The organism is Candidatus Amarolinea dominans (assembly GCA_016719785.1).
GTDB classification, from domain to species: domain Bacteria; phylum Chloroflexota; class Anaerolineae; order SSC4; family Amarolineaceae; genus Amarolinea; species Amarolinea dominans.
Genome location: JADJYJ010000030.1, coordinates 138,472 through 163,345, shown reverse-complemented (window position 1 = coordinate 163,345; position 24,874 = coordinate 138,472). Strand labels below are relative to the sequence as shown.

Sequence of the window (24,874 nt, the reverse complement as noted above, 5' to 3'; positions counted from 1 at the left end):
CCGTGGCGCTCCGTACCGAATCAAATCAAATCAAATCTGAACAGACCAAACAACGCATGTACATACTTGGTGTTTCTTGTTTCTATCATGATGCCGCGGCCGCGCTGCTGCACAACGGTCACCTGGTGGCCGCGGCCGAGGAAGAGCGCTTTTCGCGCATCAAACACGACTTTGGCTTTCCCATGCAGGCGATCGAGTTCTGCTTGCGCACGGCCGGCATCACGGCCGCTGATCTCGATTACGTTGTTTTCTATGAAAAGCCGCTGCCCAAACTCGAGCGCATCCTCCTCAGCGTCCTGCAGACCGTGCCCCGCTCCTACGTCGTCTTTCGTGAGGCCATGATTGCCTGGTTCAACGAAAAGCTGTGGGTCAAAGGCATCCTCGTCAACAAACTCGACCTGCCGACCGACAAGATCCTCTTTGTGGATCATCATCTCTCGCACGCGGCCAGCGCCTTCTTCTGCTCACCGTTCAAAGAAGCCGCGATCCTGACCGTGGACGGCGTCGGCGAATGGACCACGGCCACCCTGGGTCGCGCCACGGCGCAGTGGGACGGCGTCGGCGAAAATCACATCTGGCTCGACCAGGAGGTTCGCTTTCCGCACTCCCTGGGCCTGCTCTACTCCGCGTTCACCGCCTGGCTCGGCTTCCAGGTCAACGAAGGGGAGTACAAAGTGATGGGCATGGCGCCCTACGGCCAGCCCAAATACAACGATCGCGTCGAGAAGCTCATCCAGGTGGCGCCTGACGGCTCCTTCCACCTGGATATGAGCTACTTCACCTTTCATCATTCGACCGTCAGCACGTTTGGTCAGCGCTTCGTGGACCTGTTCGGCGAGCCGCGCGACCCCCATGCGTTGTTTGTCACCGACCTGACCCATCCTGGTGGCGACCACAGCCGTGAGCTGAAGGCGCAGAATCAATACTACGCCGATGTGGCGGCCAGCATTCAGCAGGTGACAGAAGAGACGCTGCTCAAGATGGCGCACAGTCTCTACCGCACGACCGGCCTGAAGAACCTGTGCTACGCCGGCGGCGTGGCTCTCAACAGCGTGGCCAACGGGCGCATCTTGCGTGAGACGCCGTTCGAGTCCATCTATGTGCAGCCGGCCGCGGGCGATTCCGGGGGCGCGTTGGGCGCCGCGCTCTACGCCTGGCACGTCCTCTTGAACAAGCCGCGCGAGTTCACCCTGGAGCACTGCTACTGGGGCGCGGAGTATGGCGAGGCCGAGATCGAAACCTTCCTGCGCAGCCAGGATGTCCCCTTCCAGGTGCTGCCCGATGACAAGCTGCGCGCGACCCTGGTGGATGATCTGCTGGCCGGCCGCGTCATCGGCTGGTTTCAGGGGCGTTTCGAGTGGGGCCCGCGCGCGTTGGGCAATCGCAGCATCCTGGCCGATCCGCGCCGCGCCGAGATGAAGGAAATCGTCAACGAGAAGATCAAATTCCGCGAACCGTTCCGCCCCTTCGCCCCTGTGGTGACCGAAGAGGCCGCGGCGCGTTACTTCGACATGGACTCACCGGCCGCGCATTATCCGGCGCGCTTCATGCTGCTGGTCGAACCGATCTTCGAGAACCGTCAGCACGAGATCCCCGCCGTCACCCATGTGGGCGGCAGTGGGCGACTCCAGACGGTGCGCCGCGTCTGGAATCCCCGCTATTACGACCTGGTGGAGGCTTTTGGTCAAGCCACCGGCACCCCGGTTCTGCTGAACACGTCGTTCAACCTGCGCGGCGAACCGATCGTCACCACGCCGGCCAATGCCTTCGCCACTTTCAGCAAGAGTGAGATTGACACCCTGGTGCTTGGCAATTATCTGGTCCGCAAAGACCAGATGGGGAAGCGATCATCGTGATGCGCGTGCTGCGAGCTGCGTTGCGCGGGCTGGGCCTGGTTCTGGCCGGCATCCTGGCAGCCGTCCTGCTGCTGGAAATAACCGTGCGCGTCCTCAACCTGGCGCCGCCGGCCGCCAGCCCTGGCTGGTTTTGGAAGGCGCCGGATGAGCAGTATGGCTGGCAGCATCTGGCCGGCGCGACGGGGCGGTGGTTCAACCCGTACAATGAGTACAACGTCGAAATCACCATCAACAGCAAGGGCCTGCGCGATGTGGAGACCGACTATGGCAAGGCGGCGGATGAGTTTCGCATCCTGGTGTTGGGCGACTCCTACGTGGAAGGCATGCGGGTGCCGTTGGAGCAGACCTTCAGCAAAGTGCTTGAGCAGCGTCTGAACTCGGTTGACTCACCTATCGTCTTTCGCGTCATCAACGCCGGCGTCAGCGCGTGGGGCAGCGATCAGGCGCTGCTCTGGTATCGCAACGAAGGGGCCAAGTATGAGCCTGACCTGGTGATTCTGGGCTTCTTCCCCGGCAACGATTTCCTGAACAACTCCGAAGCCCTGGAGGTCGAGAACTTTGGCGGTGTTCGCAAGCCGTTCTTTCATTTGGACGGCGAACAACTGACGCTGCGCTACTACCCCTTCGACCCCGCGGACGTGCCCAAACCGGTAACGCCGGTGACCGTGCCGTCAACCGCGGTGATCACCGGCGAGTCGCCAAGCGCTGCGCCCTTGCAGACCTGGCGGCCCTGGCTGAATCGTTTCTCTGCGCTCTACCGTTATGCCACGCCGATGCTGCGTGATGCAGTGCCGCCGGTGGCCCGCTGGTTGGTGCGTTGGGGGCTGATGGAACCGGGCCAGGAGGAGATTGACGCTGCACTCCCGGCCGGGTATATTCCCGCCTCCTACGGCGTCTACCGTCGGCCTCCCACCGAGCAGTGGCAAGACGCCTTCACCCTGACCAATACCCTGCTGCGTGCCCTCGATAAGGATGTCACAGCCTCGGGCGCACGCCTGGCCGTGGCTATTCTCACCGCACAGGAGCAGGTCTACCCTGAGTTGTGGGATGGCCTTCTGTTGCACTACCCTGCCATGCAGGACAAAGATTGGGATTTGGAGCAGCCAAACCGAGTGCTGTACGGCATTCTGGACGGTAGCAACATACCGTACATTGATTTGTTGCCTGTTTTTCGCGAGCACGTAGCCGCCTCGCGTACGCTGCTGCACCTGCGCCACGATGGGCATTGGACACCGGCTGCGGAGCGCCTGGCCGGCGCAGCAATCTATGGGTTTTTGGTACAAAACCGCTTGGTGCCTGTGGCTGGCGCGGCCGAAACCGACGCCACCCCGACACCGTAGCGGGCGATCACCGTGATCGCCCTCCACTGGGCGTCGTCACACAGGAGTTGTCAGATGGATATCAAGCGCACGAGTCGTGACGCAGCGACGCGGGTTGGCCTGGTGGGTGAGATGCTCGGATACCTGGCGAAGCGCCGGCTGTGGTTCATCATTCCCATGGTGACGGTGCTGTTGCTGTGCGGTCTGCTGATGGCCCTGGCCCAGGCCACTGCCATCGGCCCCCTCATCTACACACTCTTCTGACCGCGCCCGTATCGGAGAATCAACATGGACGAACAACTGATCACGATTTCGATTGACGAGCCGTTCGAGCCGCTGGTGGCTGAGGAGATGCTGCGCAGCGTTGTGCAGCGCACGCTGCTTCTGGAAGGTTGGCCCAGCGCCGAACTGACGGTGCTGGTGACCGATGACGAGACCGTGTGCCAGTTGAACCGCGACTACCGCGGGCTGGATGAGCCAACGGACGTGCTGTCATTCTCTGCGCAAGAGATGCAGCCCGATGCAACCACCTTCGTCAGCGCGCCGGAAATGGTGAACTATCTGGGCGATGTGATCATTGCCTACCCGGTTGCGGCCGCACAGGCCCCCACCTTTGGGCGGTCGGTGGTGGAGGAACTTGCCTTGCTCGCCGTGCATGGCGCCTTGCACCTGCTCGGCTATGACCACGGCACCCCGGGCGAGGAGGAAGTGATGTGGGCCAAACAGGCCGCCATTCTCAACCTGGCATGAGGTCCAGGCAGCGTTTCCTGGACGTGTTTCGCGTGGCGTTTGCCGGCATCCGCTACATGCTGCGCACGCAGCGCAACGCCCGCATCTACCTCGTGATTATTGTTTTGGTCGTTGCCCTGGGCGCCTGGTTGCGACTACCGGCCGCGCACTGGGCGCTGCTGGTGCTGACGTTTAGCCTGGTGCTGGCTGCGGAAGCAGGCAACAGCGCCATCGAGATCCTGGGCGATGCCATTACCACCGAGTGGCATCCCCTGATCGGAACAGCCAAAGACATCGCCGCCGGCGCGGTGCTGATCGGCGCGATCGGCGCCATCATCATCGGTTTCATCATTCTTGGCCCGCCGCTCTGGCAGCGCCTGGCGCCATAGCGCCGCCGAATGAATTGGAATGAATTCAGGGCAACAAAAAAAGGCGCTCGATCCTATGCGGATCGAAGCGCCTCATGCTGCACAGCGCCCTTACTGTGGCATTTGCAGGAGCATTGTGATGCTGCTGTTTGTTGAAAGTAATAGCCCTTCGGTACTGAAATAGCAGATCGAGCCGTAGGTCATCGGGTGGTTAGCGAGCATAGCGCTGCGCCACCAGGTCTGGCAAGTCGAACACCGCACGCTCGTGCCATGAGCGCCACAACACCAGGTATTCGGCATGGGTCCACACCAGGGGCGTGGCCGAACCGGTGCCTTCGCCTGTATCTTCCCACACCTGTTCGCTGAACATGCCGCCCTCGTTGGCAAAACCTTCCAGGGCTTGCAGCAAAGCCGCAGCCGTCGTTTCATCGCCGGCCGCCATCGCGTACACGCCGCGCTCACCCGTCAGCAGGGGCCAGGGACGACCCTGTGCCAGCGTCAAACTGGTGCGATCCTGCTCGCCGTACGCGTCGCCGGGATAGCGGTACCAACTGGGGCCTTTGGGCGTCACCACCTGCAGGGCCGCGTCAACCTCTGGTAGCGTGGCGATCACGCCGGCATCCTGCGGCGCCAGCACCCCTAATCGCACCAACTCCAGAAAGCTGGCGTCCACCAGCGTGCGTTGATCCACAACCTGCCCGCCGATGCGCAGGGTGGCATCCGTGTTCGGGTCGCCCCGCGGCGCCAGGCGCAGGAAATAACGCCCATCGCCCAATGGCCCGCTGCTGGTGAAGGTCCAATCCTTCACCTGACGCTGCCAGGTGTCGGCCAGCGCCAGCCAGGCCGCGGCCGACGCGTCATCCCCGCTCTTCTGCGCCAGATCGGCCGCGGCCACCAGCCCCGCAATCTGTGCCGCTAACGTGGCCGGCGAATAGCCGCCGATCTCCTCCCAACGCTCCTGGGGCGTGGTGGGGCCGCGCGCCGCAATGTAAGCAGCCGCCGGCTTGACCAGGCTGGCATAGCGTTCGACTGCGCCCAGGCGCCAGGCCAGCAGGATGGGCGCGGCCACTTCATCCAACTGGGTGGATGTCCAGTACATGCGGCCATCCACGTAACTGTTCTGGGGAAAGGAGCCGTCGGCGAGCTGCTGCGCCTCATCCAGGAAGGCCAGCACCTGACGCGGCGTGACTTCGTCGCCGGCCGCCAGCAGGCCGGACGCGGCGTGATACAGATCGCGCGCCCACACGCGCCGGTAACCGCCCTTGTCCGCGCTGTCCGGCGTGCGGTCGCCCCACGGCACCGCGCTGGAGGCGATGATCGCGCCGCGGGTGGTCTTGTCCTCGTGCGCCTTGATGACGGCCGCGCTCAGGTAGAACAGATCGGGCGCTTGATCGTCCGGTTGGGTCAGGCTGTCCAGGTAGCGCTGCCAGCCGTCCAGGTAAGCCTGCGCGTTGGCGTCCCAGCCCTGGGCAATCGCCCGGGCGGCCTCGTCACGCGCTTTGCTCTCACTGCCGCCAAAGCCAAGCGCCAGCAGCCAGGGAGAGACGGGCGGCAGCCAGATCGTCAAGGCCGGCCGTCCCTGGTCCCCGGCCCGATCGAAGGCCTGGTCCAGACGGTAGTCGGCCAGATCGGTCAGGCCATCGCTGTTGCGCACATAGCCCGCCGACGCGGTGACCCAGGGGCCGTCGCCGGTGAGCACCGCAAACGTGGGGCTTGAGGCCAGGCTCGTGTTCAGGCTGTCGCTGAAGACCGCCACCCCTTCCCCCAGGTTGAGCTTGATCTGGTCGTCCTGACCCGAATTGGCCAGGTGCGGCAGCGCGTACAGATAGACCTGGTAGTCGCCCGGCTGTCCCTGCAGGGCCTGGAAGGTGGCCTTGATCAAAATGGCGTCCGCGTTGGGCGCGGCCACCGCCTCTTCGACAAGCTGGTAACGCTGCGCCTTGTCGGTCAGGGTGACGCGCCAGAACGGCAAGCGGGGCGATGGGCGCTCCGTCCTGATGTCTGCATCATGCCACAGATCGTGTACGAAGGTCTTGCCATCGCTGACCAGGAAGCGCAGGGAGTGAAAATTGGCCTGATCAATTCGCGGCCAGAAGAGGTCGGTCACCGCGCCGTCGTCCAGGGTGAACCAGACGCGTGACGGGTTGGTCTGGCTGATCGGCGCATCATAGGTGAAGGCGGTGCCAATGCCCTGGCGCGAGCCGCTGCTCCAGTTACCGGGCGCGCGCGCCCTGGATTCCGGTTCAGGCGCGGGGCCGGTGGGGCGGGGCACGGCCGACGTGGGGGCTGGCGCCGGTGTGTTGCGCGAGGGAATGACCAGGACAGGTGTTGCCGGCGCCAGGGTTATCATGGGCGTGAGGGCCGCGGCCGGTGTGGGAATCGGTGTTGGTCCCTGGCAGGCCGTCAGCCAGAACGCCAGCAGCAGGACCGGGAGCAGTTTTGGACTGCGAAAGTACGGCAGACTCCGTAAGCCGTGCCTGGTAGTTTTTTCTATGCACATTGCAGCACCGCCGCGCCGGTAATTTGGCTGCGCTTGAGGCGGCGCAGCACCTGGTTGGCTTCGAGCAAGGTAAATACCTCGATATCAGTCTGCAAAGGAATTTCTGTCGCCAGCGCCAACAGTTCTTCGGCGTCCTGGCGCGTCGCGTTGGTCACGCTGCGCAGTTGGCGTTCGCCGTAGAGCAGGCGGTAATCGAATTCGGGAATGGGGCTGCTGTGGATGCCAGCCAGGACCGCGGTGCCGCCGCGCTCCAGCACACGCAAGGTGTCGAGGGTGATGGCGCCGGAGGGCGTAAAGTTGATGGCCGCGTCCAGCGGCTGCGGCGGCGTTTCCTGTGGTGCGCCGGTCCACACTGCGCCAAGCGCGGCCGCGTGCGCCTGGTGCGCCGCGCTGCGCGTGAAAACGAAAACTTCGCATCCCAGGTGGCGCGCGACCTGAATGGTGATGTGCGCGCTGGCGCCAAATCCAAACAGCCCCAGGCGTTGCCCCGGCTGCACCTGGCTCAGACGCAGGGCGCGATAGCCGATGACGCCCGCGCACAACAGCGGCGCGGCCTGCTCATCCGCAAAGCCAGCGGGCAGCGCAAAGGCGAAGTCGGCCTGGGCCAGCATGGCACCCGCATAGCCGCCGTGGTTGTGCAGTCCGGTGAACCGCGCCTCTGCGCACAGGTTTTCCTGGCCGTTGCGACAGAACCGGCAGACGCCGCAGGTGGCATGAACCCACGCTACCCCGACACGGTCGCCGACCTGGAAACGTGTGACGCCCGCGCCCAGGGCTTTGATCACCCCCACCACCTGGTGACCGGGCACCAGCGGCAGGCGGGGCAGCGATAAATCGCCTTCCACCGTATGCAGGTCGGTATGACAGACGCCGCAGGCCCGCACCGTCAGCAGAATCTGACCCGGCCCTGGCTCAGGCTCCGGCAGTTCGGACACCACGAGTGGATCGTCATGATCCACGGGCCAGGGCGCCAGTAATTGCATGGCTAACATGATGGACTCAACTCCTTTGCCAGGCTGGGAACCCCGTGTATGCTGCCTGGCAAGACGGCACTATACCATAGCCGCGGCGCCCGGTCAACTCATTCTGACCGCGCCCGGGGTGCATTTCAGTCCTGGGGCACAGCCCACGCAGGTGGCTTCGCAGTCGTTGCAGCGACTTGCAGTCGCCCGGCCACGCTTGACCGCTGACGACTCCATGTGGTAACATACCATTGTTGCAGAGTCAAGCCGTCACTGTGGCTCGATCTACTGTGAGGCCGCACCCAGGGGGCGAGCGCAGGGCCGTGACAACGACACCCGTGCTTATGCCATAGACCTCGTCCCGCACCTGGAACATCACGGCGACTCTGACAGAAAGGACAACATGAAGGGCAACGCAAAACTACTAGTCGTACTCAACCAACTCCTCGCGGACGAGCTGACCGCCATCAACCAATACATGGTGCATTCCGAGATGTGCGATAATTGGGGATACGGGAAGCTGCACAAGGCCATCGAGGGACAAGCCGTTGATGAAATGCACCACGCTGAGTGGCTGATCCGCCGCATTCTCTTCTTGCAGGGCACACCGACGGTTTCCAATCTCAACGCGATCCATATCGGCAGCGCGATCGTTGATATCATCTCGGGCGACGAAGAGGCTGAGGTGGCTGCTGTGACCGCCTACAACAACGCCATCGCCCTGGCGCGCGAGGTCAAAGATCAGGCTACCGCGGATCTCCTGACCAAGATTCTCGCGATGGAAGAGGCGCACGTGGAATGGGCAGAAGTGCAGCGCGCCCAGATCGAGCAGATGGGTCTGCAAGGTTATCTGGCCAATCAAGCCGCAGATTAACGTGCGTGCGGGTTGACGAACAGGGCGCGGATCAACCTTTGTTGCAAGCGTCAGCCCCCAAGCGTCAGCTCCCAAGCGTCAGCCCCCAGGCGTTAGACCCCAAAACGAAAAACAGTGCGTGCAATCCCGGTTGCACGCACTTTTGACCACATGGCCTCCGCTCTCCGCGCTGATTTCCGCTACCGTCTACTTGTCGCTATAATGGCGCTTTCCCGTCCATCTTTGTGCGTAGGAGGCCTTCATGCAGGTTGATGTCGAACTGTATCGCAGCGATGTGCGCGTGCAGGACAAGCCGCCGGTGGCGCTGAGTGTCATCGAGATTGCGCCGGAGCAGCCCAAGCGCACCATGCTTTTCATTCACGGCTTTGGTGGTCAGGCCAGCCAATGGGCGCGCCAACTGAGCCACTTCAGCCGCGAGGCGCGCGTCATCGCCTATGACCTGCGCGGCCACGGTCAGTCGGACAAGCCCAACTCGCAGTACACCATGGAGGAGATTCAGCACGATCTCGAAACCCTGGTTGCGCGCCTGCGCCTGCCGGAGCGTTTCATCCTCTTGAGCCATTCCTTCGGCGGCGCGATTGCGGCCCAGTATGCGGCTAACCATCCCGAACGCCTGGAGCGCTTGGTGTTGATCGGCACCGCTTCCGAATTTCGGCTCAACCGCTGGGCGCAGCTGCCGTTCAAGTTGCCCGCCGCCTGGCTGGCGCCCCTCTGGCGTGTGGCGAGGCGCACACTGTCGGCGCCGCCGCATGTGGCCAAGACCCTCTACCACAACGCGCTCACCGCCTGGAACGGAGCGACGGTCTTTCCCAAGATCCAAACGCTCACGCTGGTTGTCACCGGCTACCGTGACCGCCTGTTCCCCACAGCCGCGTTCGAAGATGTCCCTGCGCTGATCCCCGGCGCGCAACAGATCAAAGTACCGGTGTCCGCGCACATGGTGATGATCGAACGCGCCGAGGCTGTCAATCGCGCCATCGAGCGCTTCCTGGTCGAACCGACGGCCAGCCAGGTCGGCCGGCCGGCTGCGCGCATCAGCGCCCGGCCGATGTCCAGCACGCGGGGTCGTTATCCCACCCGGCCCTGGCTGCGCTTCTACGATGAAGGGGTTCCTTACACCGTTTCCCTGCCGGAGCGCCCCCTGTTCCGCTTCCTGGAACGGGCCGCGCGGCGCTTTCCTTTGAAGACGGCTGTGCGCTTCCCGCTGGGCGGCGCCAATCTAACCTACCGGCGCCTGGAGCGTCACGCCAACCGCTGCGCCACCGCCCTGCGCAAACTGGGCGTGCAGCGCGGCGACCGCGTGATGATCCTGCTGCCCAATGTGCCGCAGGCTGTCATCGCCTTCTATGGCGCGCTGAAGGCCGGCGCGGTGGTGGTGGCCTGCAATCCACTGTTCGATCAGGAGGAATTGCTGCGCCAGGCCCGCGACAGCGGCGCCCGCGTCCTGATCAGCCTGGACCGCCTGCGCAGCGTGGCTGCTTACCTGGCCGCCGAGGGCCAAATCGAGCGCGTGATCGAGACGCGCACGGATGACTACTTCAGCCCGTGGCGCAAGGCCCTCTATGCTGTGCGCTTTCGTCCGGTCAGCAACGAGGCGCCGGAAACGTTCCTGCTTTGGGGAAATTTGATGCGCGAGACGTCACCCCAGCGCACTGAGATTACCGTGGAACCGCACGACCTGGCCGTCATTCAGTACACCGGCGGCACGACCTCCAAGCCGAAGGGCGTCATGCTCACGCACGCCAACCTGGTGGCTAACACGCTGCAGACGCGTCACTGGCTCAGCGATATGCGCGATGGTAAGGAATCGTTCCTGTGCGTGCTGCCCTTCTCGCACATCTATGGCATGACCACCGCGATGCATGTGCCGATCGCGTTGGGCGCCACTCTGATTTTGCTACCCACGTTCGAGGTCAACCAGGTGCTGAAGGCGATCAAGCGTTATCGTCCCTCGGCATTTCCTGGCGTGCCGGCGATGTACGTGGCGATCAACAACGCACCCAATGTACGCCGCTACAATATCTCCTCGGTGAAATTTTGCATCAGCGGCGCCGCACCTCTGCCGGTGGAAGTGGCCGAGGAGTTTGAAAAGCTGACCAAAGGGCGCCTGATCGAAGGCTATGGGCTGACCGAGGCCGCGCCGGTGACGCACGCCAACCCGTTCAAGGGTCAGCGCCGTGTGGGTACGATTGGCGTGCCCTTGCCCAACACCGAAGCGCGCATCACCGACCTGCAAACCGGCGAGGATTTGCCGCCCGGTGAGGTGGGCGAACTGCTGGTACGCGGGCCGCAGGTGATGGCCGGCTATTGGAACCTACCGCAAGCCACCCTGGAAACGCTGACGACCGACGGCGCGGGCATGACCTGGTTGCGCACCGGCGACCTGGCGCGCATGGATGACGACGGTTACTTCGAGATCGTCAACCGTCGCCAGGAGATTTGGTACGCCGACGAGGCCATGCGCAACCCTATCTTCCCGCGTGAGATCGAAGAAGTGCTCTACGAGCATCCCAAGATCAAGGAGGTCGTCGTGGTGCCGATCGGACGCACGCCCAAGGCATTCATCGTTCTGCGTGAGGGCGAAACCGCGTCGGTGGAGGAAGTCATCGCCTATTGCCGCGCGCGCATGGAGGAAGCCATGGTGCCCGCGTTGATCGAATTTCGCCAGGACCTGCCTAAGAGTTTCGTGGGCAAAGTCCTGCGACGTCTGTTGGTGGATCAGGCGGAGTAGGGCGGGGGTTTGGAGCACGAAGGGTTTGGAGCACGAAGGGTTTGGAGCACGAAGGCGCGAAGGGACGCGAAGGCACGAAGCGCGAAGGCACGAAGCGCGAAGGCACGAAGCGCGAAGGCACGAAGCGCGAAGGCACGAAGCATGGAGCACGAAGGGACGAAAGGGGGAAAGGTGGTGCTGCTTGACAGTCTCTGACATGCGCGCTACAATGGGGTCAGTTGTTCGTCACTCTCCTCGATGAAGCGCCGGCCCTGGATTCTGTGTGAGCCTGACCGTCATGTGCAGGACTGGCGTAGTGCAGTTAGCGGATTCTCTGTTCTTATGGCGTTGGCCGCGGCACAAGCGGGCCCGTGACTTCTCCCCTGGAAAGGAGGCATAGAGCCAGATAAGAGCGTGTCATTTCTTTCTTTCCGACCATCCTCGTTCAACAGAAACCTCGTCATGGTTGGAGTCTGTTGACCAGGGTCCACTGGTTGCTTGTCCCTATGTCGTTCGACCACAACTTAAGTAGGAAGGATTGTGTACAATGCGTAAGGTAATCCTGTATGTTCTCCTGGTAGCTATTCTTTCTCTGGGCCTGGTGCTGGCTGTATCGGCCAGTAAGGCCGAGCCGCCGACCGCCAATGGTCTCTCTTTCAGCACCGCGCTCCTGCCGGCGCATCTGGCGGTCGTCGAGCGCTCGCCTGTCAATCCCAGCGCGCTGGTCAATGACGGCAGCTTTGAAAACGGCCCACCGCCAGGGTCCGCCTGGACCGAAACCACCAATTCTACCTGTGAGTGGATTGGCGATTGGAGCGGTGTTTGGGGCGCGGCTGCGTTCGATGGCTCGATGGACTTCTGGGCTGGCGGCTACTGCGGCGGCATACCGACCACAAGCTCCGTCTTCCAGGCCAGCATCGCCGTTCCGGCTGCAGACAACATGCTGCATTTCCACTATATGGCCTATCGCCCCGATCCAGATGATCCGACACCGGACGACTACGCCTATCTGAAGGTAAACGGCACGACGGTTTGGACGCTCGACTTGACGCAGGCCAACAATACGTACCCGAACTGGGCCGAGGCAACCTACTCGCTGGCCGCCTATGCCAGCACGAACGTCACGTTGGAGTTTGCTGGCGTGTCAACGGGAGCCTCGACCGGTAACATTCGCTATGACTACATCCTGATTGGCGAGCCCCCGCCGCCGCCCCTGCGCTGCGATGCGGGCTACCATGAGGTTACGGTCATGACCGAAGGCTTCGAGGGCGCGTTCCCGCCGGCCGGTTGGGCTGTGGCCAACAACGGCGGCAGTTGCACCAATGCCAGCGCGTCGCCTGTCTGGACGAACGTTGACGGCGGAGGGCGCGGTAATTTGAGTGGCGGTACGGGCGCTTTTGCCGTGGCCGACAGCGACTACTGCGGCAGCGGCAGCTTCATGGACACCGAGATGTGGACGCCGAACGTTGACCTGACCGGCTTGACGGCCCCTCATGTCGCCTTCAATCTCGACTACTATGCCCTGGGTGACTATGCCGCCGTGGACGCCAGCACCGATGGGGGCGCCACCTGGACCAACGTGAAGACTTGGACAGCCAGTGCACGCGGCCCGCGTCTCTACGACACCGTCATCCCCGGCGACGGACAAAACGATGTCAAGGTCCGCTGGCACCTCGGCAACGCCAGCTGGGCCTGGTGGTGGGAAGTGGACAGCGTGGCGGTCACAGCCTGCGAACCTGACCAGCCGACGGCCATCAACCTGACCGGCGTCACCGCCAACCCGGCTGCGCCGCTGGCCGCTCTGCCCTGGGCCATTCCGACTGCGATCGCCGCAGTTGCCGGCCTGGCTTGGGTTGCCCGCAAGCGCACGCATTAAGCAGGCGCTTGACCTCGCGGCAACAAATGCCTGGCCCTCTGACGGACTGAGGTCAACGTCCAGCATGGTTCACCCTCGTGGATTTTGCGACGACGTTCAGTAATGAGCAAGACCCGTTTTCGAGTATCGAAGACGGGTCTTGTTATTGGCGGACAGCTCTGAGCATTCCTCATTCAGCGTTTTGCGTTTTCCACTAGCCTCTCGAAGTGTGCCAGGTAGCGGCGGGCCAGGTGTTGCCACGCGAACTCTTGCTCGATGCGTTGGCGGCTGCGCGCGCCCAGGGCCAGGCGCAGGGCAGGTTGTTCCACCAGGCGGGTGACGGCGGCGGCCAGGCTGCCGGGCGAGCGCTCTTGCACCAGGAAGCCGTTTTCGCCATCTGTCACCACCAGGGGATTGCCGGCGACCACCGTGGCGACGATCGGCTTGGCGCAGGCCATGGCGTCGAGCACACAGACATTCAGCCCGTCCACCGGTTGTGTCACCGACGGCATGACGAACACGTCGGCCAGATTGTAGAATGCGCCCATCTGATCGTAGGGCACGCTGCCCACAAAATGGACATTGGCCTCGACGCCCAGCGCACGCGCCAGCGCTTCCCACGTGGCGCGCGTGTCGCCATCACCCACCAGCACCAGGTCAACCCGCTGCGGCAAGGGCGTATCGCCATGCGCGCCGCTGAACAACGGCATGGCCTGGATGATCGAATCGAAACCTTTCTTGGGCACCATGCGCCCCACGCCCAGCAGAACGAAACTGTCGGCCGCCAGGCCCAGGCGCTGACGCAGGGCCGCGCCAGCTTCTGGATCGGGACGCAGCGCCTGCGGGTCAACGCCGTAGATGATCAGCTCGAATTTGGCCGGGTCTGCGCCCAGGTCGCGCACCGCCACCTCACGCAGATCTGCGCTGTTGGCGGTGATCAGGCCGGCCGTGGCAAAGGCCTGGCGCGCCATGCGCTTGAAGAGCGGATTTTGCCCGGCCACCAGCGCGTCAGAGCCGGGGATGGAGACGACCAGCGGGATGCCGCGGCGGGCCGCCGCGCCTGCGGCCAGATAGCCGTTGGGCAGCACCCAATGCGCGTGCAGCACGTCCGGCTGCGCCTGTGCGATCCAGCGCTCCACCGCGGCCTTGCCCAGTGTGAAGAGCAGCGCGCCCAGCAGATAGGCTTCGCCTTTCATTGCCAGGTCGGCCCGCATCGTGCGCATGTAGCCCAGGCGGTGCGCGGAGTCCGGCCAGACGTAGCGATAGGTGTGGAGCCGCACGCCGCCCAGATCAGCCGCGGCGCGCCGATACGCGGGATCGAACGGCGCCACCACGGTCACTTCCGCGCCCTGGCGCACGTACTCGCGACAGAGGGCTTCGACGAACGAGCCGCTGAAGTCGCCCGCAAAGCGCGGGTAGTTGTGGGTGAGAACGCCGATCTTCATGGTGACGTGGATGCCGGGTCTGCCGCGGCTGCAGAGGCGCTGCTCGATGGTTGGCCGGGGAGAAACCCGGTTTCTGCCTGTAACCGGACTCTGCCATGAACGTGTCGAGACGCCACTCCATCTCTTTGATCTGCTCAGCCTGGCTGACGATCAACTCGGCAATGAAGCCGACCAGGATCAGGAGCAGACCGGCCAGGGCGAGTCCGCCGGCGGCCCAGAAGATCGGGCGCTGCTGGGTTTGCGTCAGCAGGTAAAGCAGGAGTAGATAAACCGCCGTGATCCCGCTCAAGCTCAGCGCGGCCAGGCCCAATCCGCCGAAGAAACGCATGGGCGCCTGGCTGAAGGCGAGCAGAAATTTGACCACGAGGACATCGAGCAGGCTGATGGGGATGCGGCTGAAGCCATACTTGGAACGCCCGGCGCGGCGAGGGTACCAGTTGGTTGCCACTTCGCCGATACGGTAGCCCTGCTGGGCGGCGATCATGAGCAGGAAGCGGTGCCAGTCTGAGCGCAGGGGCGGCAGGGTCAACAGCACCTCACGGCGAAAGGCCTTGATCCAGTTCATGTCGTGCGCCTGCACCTTGAACAGGCGCCGCGAGACCGTGTTGTAGATGCCAGAGGCGAAGGTCTTACCGTCGGCGCGACCCTGACGCCAGCCGGCCACCACGTCGTACCCTTCGGCCAATTTGTGCAGCAGTTTGGGAATATCCTCCTCCGGGTCCGACTCCAGGTCAGCCGGCAGGAAGATGATCAGATCGCCGGTGACTGCGCGAAAACCACTGCGCAGCGCGGCGGTGAGACCCAGGTTGCGGCGATGACGGATCAGGCGCAGGAAAGGATAGGCGAGCGTCTGACTGGCGGCCACATCGCCTGTGCCGTCGGTCGAGCCATCGTCAATCAACACCAGTTCGGCGCGACCGTCCAGCCCCAGCGCGTCGAAGGCTTTGGCGACCTTCGCCAGCAAGATCGGGATATTCTCGGCTTCATTGCGCGCCGGCACCAGCACCGAAACCGTTGGACTCAGAGTCTGTGAAAATATCTCTGGGGTGCGTGACACCCCTTCAATGGCATACTGCATGTGGTAGTTTCCAAACACCGAAGCCACTACGGGTTGTGGTCATGATGCCACCTCCGAACTGCCGCCAGGATATTTTCACAGACTCTCAGTTCACCCGCCAACGAACGCTCTCACCGTCATCGTGACCCGTTCGATCTGTGCGTCGGTCAGTTCGGGATACATGGGCAGGGAGATGACTTGCTGACTGCAGGCTTCACTGACGGGCAGACTGCCCGCGCGGTAGCCCAGGTCGCGGTAGGCCGGCTGCAGGTGCAGCGGCAGGGGATAATGAATGACCGCGCCGATGCCGGCCTCGGTCAAATGGGCCGCCAGTTCATCGCGGCGCGGTGTGCGTACGACGTAGCAGTGGTAGACATGGCGATTGTAGGGACGCGCAATCGGTGTGACGATGTCACTGCCGGCGAGCAGTTCGTTGTAGTGGGCCGCGTGACTGCGCCGAGCCTCGGTCCAGGCTTCCAGGTGCGGCAGCTTGGCGCCCAGGATGGCGGCTTGCAGCGCGTCCAGGCGATAGCCCCAACCCAATTCATCGTGCTCGTACTTGCTCATGCGCCCGTGATCGCGCAGCTTGCGCACGCGCTTGATGAGGGTCTCATCGCTGCCGGTGACCAGACCGCCATCGCCGTAGCAACCCAGGTTTTTGCTCGGATAAAAACTAAAGCAGGCCAGGTCGCCCATGCTGCCGGCGCGGCGTCCACGGTACTCCGCGGCATGGGCCTGCGCGGCATCCTCGATCACGCGCAGATTGCTGCGCCGGGCGATGGCGAGAATCTCATCCATCTCGGCCACCTGCCCATACAGATGGACGGGCATGATCGCCTTCGTGCGCGGGGTGATGGCGCGCTCCACCTGCTCCGGGTCCAGGTTGTAGGTGTCGGGCTGCACGTCCACAAAGACCGGGGTGGCGCCGGTCTGCGAAATGGCTTCACCGGTGGCGAAGAAGGTGAACGGGGTCGTGATGACCTCATCCCCGCGGCCGATGCCGCAGGCCAGCAGGGCCAGGTGCAGCGCCGCTGTACCGGAGGCCACGCCTACGCTGTAGCTTGCGCCGGCCATAGGGCTGAAGGCTTGTTCGAAACCGGTCACCTCAGGCCCCATGATGAAACTCGTGCTGCTGACCACCCGCTGAATGGCGGCATCAATTTCGGTTTTGATTGTACTGTACTGTGCTTTCAGGTCCACCATGGCAATGGCGTCCTGCTGTGTCACGGATCCCATAGAATCGTATTTTTCCCTTGTATCTGCTCTTCTCAATTGCACTGTTAATAGGTACTTCTGCTCGGCGCAGCCGTGAATGCGGTATGCGGACTGGCCAGGCCGTCGGCCAGGTTGGACAACTGATCTTCCAGGCGGGCGATGTCGCGTTTTGTCTGATTGATGCCGTTGATGAGGCTCAACGGCACCTGGATCCCATACTGAATGCGCTGCATCTCCAGTTCTGCCAGGTTACTGCGCAGCACCGCCAGTTGATCCTGCAGCATACGCATTTCCTCACGACGCCCGGCTTCCAGCAGGCGTTGGCTGCTGTTGTCAGAGATCGCGCTGCTGATCTGTTGTTCCAGCCGCGCGAAGTTCTGTTGAATCCAGGTGTCGAGCAACTGATTGCCCACGGCCAACTGGTTGTAGACCACGCGCAGATAGCCGAGTTTGATCAGACCGAAAACAAAGCCTACTGTTTCCGACTCCGAGAGGCCGGTCGCCTCGCGCACTGCGTTTTCACTCAGCACGCCAGCCCGACTAACCGCCAACAAAATGCGCCGCTCGCCAGCAGACAAATACTTGTAGTCATGTTCGAAGAATCCGGCCAACATGTCATCCACGATCAAATCGGCTGACGTCAGCTCGCGCAGGCTGTTGTCCTCTTGCCACAGCCGTTGGCAAATCATCTGCATGAGAAAGGGGTGATCTCCGGCCTCGTCACGGATGCAATTAATGACCTGTTCGCTGGCGGTCACCGGCGCCGCCGATTGTGATTGACGGATCAACATTGCGGCGGCCACCGGATCGAGGGCGGTCAAATTGCGCGGCGCAAAGCCGTTCAGGAACGGCGACGTGTTCCAGTCAGCCGCCTGTTCGTTGAGCTGCAGCAGAATTTTCGTGGACACCATGATCACACGGATGCCGCTGCCGGCCAGGAAAATTTTGCGCAGGCGCTGTAAGAGCGCCGGGTCAGGCTGCCCAATGCTGATCAGGGCCTCAGCCTCGTCAATGAGCAGCAGGAGTGTCCGCTCCACGGCCAGCAGTTGGCGTCGCAGGGTGCGCAGGAGGCCAAGCTCATCCTCCTGGGCCAGGGCAGCGGCGTCAATACCCTGGGCGTCGAAGCGCGCGGCCACTTCATCCAGGGCATAGTGCAACTCCTGATTGAACTCTGCACGAGTGCTGATGCCCTGCAAATCCACATACAACGGCACGTACTGTGGATGCGTGAGGGTCAAGGCCTCGATCTGGCGTAGCAACGAGGTCTTGCCGACACGGCGGGTGCCCACCACCCACAGCGCGTGGTTCGGCCCCTCAAGCAGGTGCGAGATCAAACCACGGCGGCCATAGTGCAACGCACCGCTGACCCAACCACCGACGATATACGGATTACTCACTGTAGCGCCTTTCCTGGACGTTGCGATGATGAGCGCTCATGAAGGCAAGCCCGCGTCGGCGGCGCAGGGCAACCTGTCTGAATGACATCACGTGCTTCTATTATAATCAATCTCGAACGGCGGGCAATTTTTCCGACCAGATCAAAACAACGAATCATGCCGTCGCCTGCGCCATCATGCGCGGACCGGTGGGCGGCGTCAGCGGCCAGTGCAGCGCCAGGTAATCCTCGAGCATCTCGGCCATGATCGTCGGAACCTCGAAGGCGACGCGCGCCTCGTCAATCACCACGTAGCCAATCATCTCTGAGAATTCCAGGTCGGTCGTTGCCACCGCGACCTGGCGATCGGGCGCCAGTGGCTCACCCCCCACGCTGACGGTGAGCGAATCGGGCTGCGCTGGATCGTAGAACACCTGGGCGCCGGCCACGTGCGGCAGTCCGCAGGCCCGATCGCGCAGGGCATGCAGCTTGCGGGCGGCGTTTGCGGGTTGTACGGCGCTCGCCAGCCAGCGGTGAATTTCGTCGCCGCTCAACATGACGCGGCCTGGATTGGTTGACAGGCGCATGGCGCTGTTCAACCCGCCGTAGGACACCGGGCCAGCCGGCAGACCATGCGTCCATTGACCGGCCAGCGCCAGCGCCAGTTCGACATCTGGCAGCCGCGCGAGCAGGGCATCGGCCAGCAGATTGCCCGCGCTGCACTCCCGATCGTCCACCAACTCCAGCGGCGCCAGCAGTTCGCCAACCGGTCGCGCCGCCTGCGCCTTGACCTCGGCCTGCACGGCCAGCCAGGCCTGCTCGAAGTCGGGATCGGGTGGCAGCGCATCGGAGATCGGGAGCAGGCGACCCGTATGTGAGACGATGCGGCCGCTGTGGCGATCCAGGGCCAGGTCGAGCCGGCCCAAGAAGCGGCCATAATCGCCGGCCTGAGCAATGAGCGTGCCGTTGACCAGGAGCGGCGGATCGAGCGCCACATGATCGTGAGCGCCGATGATGAGATCAAGGCCGGGGATGGTTTCGGCCAGCTGTTGATCTGCCTTCGAGCCGAGATGGGAGAGGAGCACGATGGTTTGCGCGCCGGCCGCTCGGACCTGCGCGATCAGATCGGGCAGTACATCCTGCGGTTGCCGCGGCTCCAGGTCGAAGACGGTGTAGACGGGGATCGGCGCACTGAGACCAATCACGCCGATGCGCACATCGCCGCAGGGTACGATGGTGTATGGCGTCAGTCCGGCCGGCAGGTTGCCGCTGCTGCGTTCCACCAGGTTGGCGCACAGCAGCGGGCGGCCAAAGCGGGCGCGATGTTCGGGCAGGATGCGCGGCCCATAGCGCAAGATCGAAGCATTGCCGAGCGCCTGAAGCTCGTAGCCGGCTGCTGCCAGTAAACTCATGACTGCCGCGCCCCGCGTCAGGCTGCTTTCGAGCAGAATCGTATCCTCGGCATCGCCGGCATCCCACAGGACGCACGCGCTCCCCTGGCTGGTCACCTCCTGACGAATTTGACGAGCCAGGGTGACGATCCTGGACAGCGCGGCTACGCGTCCATGCATGTCGTTGGTGTGCAGAATGGTGAGTGTAACTGTTTCGGTCACGGTTTTGATTGCAGCCTCCAGGGGTGACGCGTTACTGCTGTGCACAGCTTCAGAGGGGTGACTCTCGAGTCGCCCTACGTTTCGGCCATGCGTTGAATGGCCTCATGCGCCCCTTCGACATCGGCCAGTTGGATGGTCGTGCGATTGCCTTCGAACATGCGGTTGACTGACTCCAGGCCATATTGCTGGATGCGATAGGGACGGCCGTTGGCATGGGCAACAATGAACTCCAGCGCGTCCTGATCCCACCGGTAGACACCCTTGACCGGTTCCTGCAGCAGAGCCAGCGCATCCTCGCGGCCGAAGGGCATCAGTTCGATTTCGTTGAACAGGTTGTACCAGGGGCTTTCCAGCCGGTCCCAGGCTTTGCTGATACGCACGCCGGCCACCACCGCTCCCAGGTTCTGCGCAAACTGCTCCATGAAGATACGCCGCAACTGCTGCTGGGTCAATTGATCGTAATCATTCATCACATCAACCTCATCCAGCAGGAGAATCAGGCGCACCGTCTTCGTCGCCCGCTCCTGCAGATGGGCGATGATCAGGCGCAGGTCGCGGCGCATATCGCGGGCCGTGTATTCGGTGGCTGACGGACGATAGGCCAGCTCCAGTTTGGCCCTCTCATCCGCCGGTAGCACTTCTACGATGGCTTCCATCAAACGATGGAAAAACTCGGTTTCGGGCGTGCCCTCCAGATCAACCAGCACCGGGACGAACACGCAGTCAGGATCGCTCGCCTCGCGCAGGCGATCGGCCAGTTGGAACAGCAGGCTGGTCTTGCCGATGCGCCGCTCGCCGTGGATCATCACGCTGTTGCGATGCAGAACGGTCAGGATACGCTTGAGTTGTTCGTGACGGCCGAAGAAGAGATCATCGCGGCGCACCGGTTCCCCGGAAACATAGGGATTGAACTTACGCTGCAGCGCCTGCCGTGGACGACGACGCCCGCGCAACCAGGCCGTCAGCCCCAGGCTACCCGTGCCCACGGCGATGGCGATCATCAGGACGCCGAAAACCAAACTGGAGAGCGAGACGCTGCCCACGATGGGCAACACCACGACAGCCGGCGGTCGCGTCACGGTCAACGCCGCTTGCGTGACCGGGGAATAGTTCATGGCCTCGTCGCGTACGCGAATCTCGAAGGTATACGCGCCAGGCGTCAGCGCGCCAAAACGCACGCGCGGGTTACGCGTCGTTTGCCAGGCCTCAGCCACGGGCAGCAAGCGGTACTGGTAGAGCAGTGCCGTTTGTACCGTTTCCTGATCGCCGCCGCTGAAGTCAATCGTCACCTGGTCGGCGCTCGTCAGTTGCAGCGGACTGCCGTTGAGTATCCTGGAATTGATGGACGTCACACGTACCCACGGCTGCCGCGCCTCCGGCTGGTAGCGCCGCATGCCGCCCACGGTGGCCAGCCAGTAGATGCCCTGGCTATCCTGAAACATGGTGGTGACGATGCCGCCGGCCAGGCCATCGGCCTCCTGGTAGCTTTGCCAGGTGCTGCCATCGAAGCGGCTGATGCCGCCCTCGGTGCCGATCAAGATGGCGTCGTCCTGGTCGCGTAGCAGGGCCACGACGCCGTTGGAGACCAGACCATCGGCCACGGTCAGGACCTGCCATTGCTCCGTTTCTGGATTCAGGCGGCCAATGCCGCTGGCCCAGGTGCCGACCCAAATGCTGCCATCGCTGGTTTCCACCAGGGAACGGATGTCGTTGGCCGGCAGCGCTGAGTTTTCTTTGGAGTAGGTGCGCCAGCCGCTACCGTTGAAAACTCCCAGGCCGCTATCGGTGCCTACCCAGAGCCGGTCATGGCTGTCCACAAGCAGGGCTTGAATGCGTTGCCCAGGCAATCCGTCTGTGGCGCCGAACATGCGCCAGAAGTCAGCGTCACTACCTGCGCCGGCGCGGCGCTGCACCAGGCCGCCGAAGGTCCCAAACCAAAGGGTGCCATCTTTTTGCTCTGTGATGGCGATGACGGTGGCGCCGGTGAAGATAGCCGTCTCTGTGATCGGTCGCCACTGATCTTCCTCGCGCACGAACAGCCCGTTGCCATTGGTACCCACCCACATGCGCCCCTCGTGATCGAAGCGCAGAGACGAAACGAAATCGGCCGGCTGGGCAGGGTCGTCGCTCAGGCCCACCGACAGCCATCGCTCGTCATCGCGGACAAACAGCCCGCTGCTGTCGGTGCCTGCCCACAGACGGCCCTCATCGTCCTCGGTCAGGGCAAATACGCGGGTGGGGGAGCCGGTGTCACCCGGCAGACTGCTGTGCCACTGGCGCCAATCGTAGCGATTCAAACCGGCGGTGGTGGCAAACCACAGACTGCCGCTGGTGGGGTCTTCCCAGATGGCACGCACCGAATTGGCAATCAGGCCACTGTTCGAGACCGTGAAGAGCGACCATTGTTCGTCTTCCGGGTTGGTCGGGACAAAGTGCGCTACGCCGCCAAAGTTGGCGCCAAACCAATAGTCGCCCTGCACGTCCTGCCAGATAGACCAGACGTTGTTGTCCGGCAGGCCGTCCGCCGCCGTGTAGTGCCGCCAACTGCCTTCTGCCTGAGACAATTGCATGACGCCGCCGCCTTCCGTGGCGAACCAGATGTCACCGGCACGGTCCTGCAGAATCGCATTGATGCGCGCCAGGGCCAAGCCCTCGCTTGGGATCACGTCGCTCCAACGTTGTCCATCGAAGCGTGCCACCCCGGCCGTAGTCCCCGCCCAGATGGCGCCATTCGTGTCTTGCAGCAGCGCAGTGACCTGACCAGGCGCCAAGCCGTCGTCGGCGGTGACCTGCGCCCAACTGATGGAGTTGTCGGCTTGAATGGTCAAGACCGAAATCCCATCAGCCGTGCCAAACCACAGTGAGCCATCTTGCGCTTCCATGACGGCGCGGACGGAGTTGTTCAAGAGGCCGCTGGCTGCATCGAACGATTGCCACGATTCCGTGCCGTCGCTGGCGGTTGTCAAGCGACTGACGCCATCCAGGGTGGCAATCCAGATCGAGCGCATATCGCGGCTCTGTGTGATGGCCCGCACCCGGTTGGAGATCAGGCCACTGGCGATGGTGTAGGTGCGCCAGCGGCCATTGAAACGGTTGACGCCGGCAGCGGTTGCCAGCCACATGTCGCCGGTTTTGTCCTGAAAGAGGGCATAGACCTCATTGGTAGCCAAGCCATCGTCGGTGGTGAAGGTGCGCCATGGGATATAGGTGGTCTGTGATGCAGCCGGCAGCACAGGCACCGCGGCCATAACGAGGATCACGACGCAAACAAGGATGAGCGCATGTGGTTGGCGCAACATAATGCCTCCTGACACTGGCTAGACGGGACTTCGATGGCGGTCACGAGTCAAAACGGGGTGATGACAACAGGTAATACAGCAAATCAAGGCAAAATGCGTACTTGATGCCTATTGCACTTGGTATAACAAAAGAGTGACAATTGTTCAGAACAAAAAAGCCCTAACGTCATTCATGACGTCGAACTACAACAATACCTAGATTCGATTTGAGGAAGAGGCCACAAAATGGTTAAGTCAAAGTTCATCGTACGATTGATCCTGGTCGTTGGATTGTTGTTCGTCGTCGTGGCTTATGCTCCGGCTGCACAAGCGTCAGCCCGGGAGGATCGGGTGATCACTCACGTGGTACACAAAGGTGAAACCCTGACCTCCATCGCTTCGAAATACGGCATCACGGCAAAGGCCATTGCGAAATACAACAGAATATCGGTCTCCACCAAACTGCAAACCAACACCCGGCTCAAGATTCCGCTCCCGGGCGCCAAGGCGACTCCGACGCCGACCCTGCAACCCCTGCCTGAGCTTCCCCCCATTCTGCCGACGACAAGACCCCAGAATGACGGTTAGGAGCGCGGCAGACAGCCACCGCTGACAGCCACCGATTGAAATCGGTGGCTGTCGCGTTTACCGGGCATTCGAGGGGTTCGGGCGGCGGTGAACGCATGATCATCTGTTCATGCCACGGCGACGCTCAGGCCGCCGGCCGCTAACGATGCCTGGGCCGCTGCCAGCACCCTCACCACCTGCAAGCCGTTGACGCCGTCTGTCAGCGGCGTTCGTCCCTCCCGGATGCAATCCACGTAGTGTTGACATTCCAACTGTAAAGGCTCGGTCATGTCCAGGCGCGGAATGGTGATGTCGCCTGAGTGTACCTTGACCTGAAACTCGCCGTAGCCCGGCTCGTTCTTGCGGTAGACGCCTTTGTCGTATATTTTTACCTTGCCTTCGGACGCGACATCGTCGTACACCACCATGCGCCGGCTGCCCACCACCGTCAACTGCCGCGTTTTGCTGGGGTCAAGCCAACTGGCGTGAATGTGCCCGATCACACCGCCGGCAAATTCAAGGTTGACGAACACCACATCTTCCACACTGCCGCTGAGAAACGCCTGGCCGTGCGCGCTGACGCGCAGGGGCAGACCGCCCACCAGGTGCAGCATGATTGCAATGTCGTGCGGGGCGATGCTCCACAGCGCGTTGATGTCTGCCTGGACTCGCCCCAGGTTTACCCGCGTGCTGTACAGGTAGTATAAATCACCAAGCTCACCTTTGTCTAATAGCTGTTTGATATGGCGCAGCGCCGGGTGATATTCGAACACGTGCCCCACCATCAAGACACGGCTGCCGGCCTGCGCGGCAGCCACCATCTGCTCGGCGTCGGCCACGCTCAGTGCCAGGGGTTTTTCCACAAAGACATGCTTGCCGGCCGCCAGCGCCTCCAGGGCCAAACCTGCATGGGTGCGCGCGGGCGTCGCCAACACCACCGCGTCTATGTCTGATCGCTGCAGGACCGCGGCGCTGTCGGTCGTCATCTCAACCTGTGGATACTGCCGTTCCATGCGCGCCAACGCCTGCGCATCGGTATCGGTGCATACCATCAGGCGCCCACCGTTGACCTGGCTCAAGTTACGCGCCAGGTTCGGCCCCCAATAGCCGCAGCCAACCAAAGCAATTCGTACCGTTGATTCGTTCATGCG

At 62.8% G+C, this 24,874-nt stretch carries 17 protein-coding genes; 9 read left to right on the top strand and 8 right to left on the bottom strand.

Features of this window, described 5'->3' with window-relative positions:
• The first annotated feature begins 56 nt into the window (after positions 1–56).
• Genes IPM84_23210 through IPM84_23190 form a run of 5 tightly spaced genes read left to right on the top strand, consistent with a single transcriptional unit; the run spans position 57 to position 4,293 of the window.
• A complete protein-coding gene (locus IPM84_23210) occupies positions 57–1,856 on the top strand; it encodes a carbamoyltransferase (protein MBK9095610.1) in 1,800 nt (599 codons plus the stop codon).
• Positions 1,853–3,196, top strand: coding sequence for a hypothetical protein (locus IPM84_23205; GenBank protein MBK9095609.1), 1,344 nt, complete (start codon positions 1,853–1,855; stop codon positions 3,194–3,196). Before IPM84_23210 ends, IPM84_23205 begins: the two co-directional genes overlap by 4 nt.
• Before the next feature lie 54 nt (positions 3,197–3,250).
• The gene (locus tag IPM84_23200; GenBank protein ID MBK9095608.1) at positions 3,251–3,439 is read left to right on the top strand and encodes a hypothetical protein; all 189 of its coding nucleotides are present in this window, start codon (positions 3,251–3,253) and stop codon (positions 3,437–3,439) included.
• A gap of 24 nt (positions 3,440–3,463) precedes the next feature.
• The gene (gene ybeY, locus IPM84_23195) at positions 3,464–3,925 is read left to right on the top strand and encodes an rRNA maturation RNase YbeY (GenBank protein ID MBK9095607.1); all 462 of its coding nucleotides are present in this window, start codon (positions 3,464–3,466) and stop codon (positions 3,923–3,925) included.
• A complete protein-coding gene (locus IPM84_23190; GenBank protein ID MBK9095606.1) occupies positions 3,922–4,293 on the top strand; it encodes a diacylglycerol kinase family protein in 372 nt (123 codons plus the stop codon). Before ybeY ends, IPM84_23190 begins: the two co-directional genes overlap by 4 nt.
• A gap of 190 nt (positions 4,294–4,483) precedes the next feature.
• On the opposite strand, the gene IPM84_23185 is transcribed toward IPM84_23190, so the two are convergent.
• Both IPM84_23185 and IPM84_23180 read right to left on the bottom strand, forming a co-directional pair.
• Positions 4,484–6,772, bottom strand: coding sequence for a glucan 1,4-alpha-glucosidase (locus tag IPM84_23185; GenBank protein ID MBK9095605.1), 2,289 nt, complete (start codon positions 6,770–6,772; stop codon positions 4,484–4,486).
• Positions 6,763–7,764, bottom strand: coding sequence for a zinc-dependent alcohol dehydrogenase family protein (locus IPM84_23180; protein MBK9095604.1), 1,002 nt, complete (start codon positions 7,762–7,764; stop codon positions 6,763–6,765). Before IPM84_23180 ends, IPM84_23185 begins: the two co-directional genes overlap by 10 nt.
• Positions 7,765–8,137: 373 nt before the next feature.
• Here IPM84_23180 and bfr point away from each other — a divergent pair, with 373 nt between their 5' ends.
• The 3 genes from bfr to IPM84_23165 all read left to right on the top strand — a co-directional run bounded on the left by bfr (position 8,138) and on the right by IPM84_23165 (position 13,194).
• Positions 8,138–8,608, top strand: coding sequence for a bacterioferritin (gene bfr / locus IPM84_23175; GenBank protein ID MBK9095603.1), 471 nt, complete (start codon positions 8,138–8,140; stop codon positions 8,606–8,608).
• 241 nt (positions 8,609–8,849) lie between these two features.
• The gene (locus IPM84_23170) at positions 8,850–11,339 is read left to right on the top strand and encodes an alpha/beta fold hydrolase (GenBank protein ID MBK9095602.1); all 2,490 of its coding nucleotides are present in this window, start codon (positions 8,850–8,852) and stop codon (positions 11,337–11,339) included.
• A 526-nt stretch (positions 11,340–11,865) separates the two neighbouring features.
• Positions 11,866–13,194 (top strand): hypothetical protein, encoded by a 1,329-nt coding sequence (locus IPM84_23165; protein ID MBK9095601.1) that lies wholly within the window; start codon positions 11,866–11,868, stop codon positions 13,192–13,194.
• A gap of 173 nt (positions 13,195–13,367) precedes the next feature.
• Here IPM84_23165 and IPM84_23160 read toward each other — a convergent pair whose 3' ends face one another.
• The 5 genes from IPM84_23160 to IPM84_23140 all read right to left on the bottom strand — a co-directional run bounded on the left by IPM84_23160 (position 13,368) and on the right by IPM84_23140 (position 23,177).
• Positions 13,368–14,618: a glycosyltransferase gene (locus tag IPM84_23160; protein MBK9095600.1), complete on the bottom strand. Its 1,251-nt coding sequence runs from the start codon at positions 14,616–14,618 to the stop codon at positions 13,368–13,370.
• Between the two features lie 1,168 nt (positions 14,619–15,786).
• A complete protein-coding gene (locus IPM84_23155; protein MBK9095599.1) occupies positions 15,787–16,878 on the bottom strand; it encodes a DegT/DnrJ/EryC1/StrS family aminotransferase in 1,092 nt (363 codons plus the stop codon).
• A 77-nt stretch (positions 16,879–16,955) separates the two neighbouring features.
• Positions 16,956–18,287, bottom strand: a complete 1,332-nt coding sequence (locus IPM84_23150) for an AAA family ATPase (GenBank protein MBK9095598.1) — start codon at positions 18,285–18,287, stop codon at positions 16,956–16,958.
• A 154-nt stretch (positions 18,288–18,441) separates the two neighbouring features.
• Entirely contained in the window at positions 18,442–19,878 is a 1,437-nt protein-coding gene (locus IPM84_23145; GenBank protein MBK9095597.1) for a bifunctional metallophosphatase/5'-nucleotidase, read from the bottom strand.
• Positions 19,879–19,952: 74 nt separating this feature from the next.
• Entirely contained in the window at positions 19,953–23,177 is a 3,225-nt protein-coding gene (locus IPM84_23140; protein ID MBK9095596.1) for an AAA family ATPase, read from the bottom strand.
• Between the two features lie 225 nt (positions 23,178–23,402).
• Here IPM84_23140 and IPM84_23135 point away from each other — a divergent pair, with 225 nt between their 5' ends.
• Positions 23,403–23,744 carry a LysM peptidoglycan-binding domain-containing protein gene (locus IPM84_23135; GenBank protein MBK9095595.1) on the top strand — a complete coding sequence of 114 codons (342 nt, stop codon included), beginning with the start codon at positions 23,403–23,405 and terminating at the stop codon, positions 23,742–23,744.
• A 107-nt stretch (positions 23,745–23,851) separates the two neighbouring features.
• Here IPM84_23135 and IPM84_23130 read toward each other — a convergent pair whose 3' ends face one another.
• Positions 23,852–24,871, bottom strand: a complete 1,020-nt coding sequence (locus IPM84_23130) for a Gfo/Idh/MocA family oxidoreductase (GenBank protein MBK9095594.1) — start codon at positions 24,869–24,871, stop codon at positions 23,852–23,854.
• Positions 24,872–24,874: the final 3 nt, after the last annotated feature.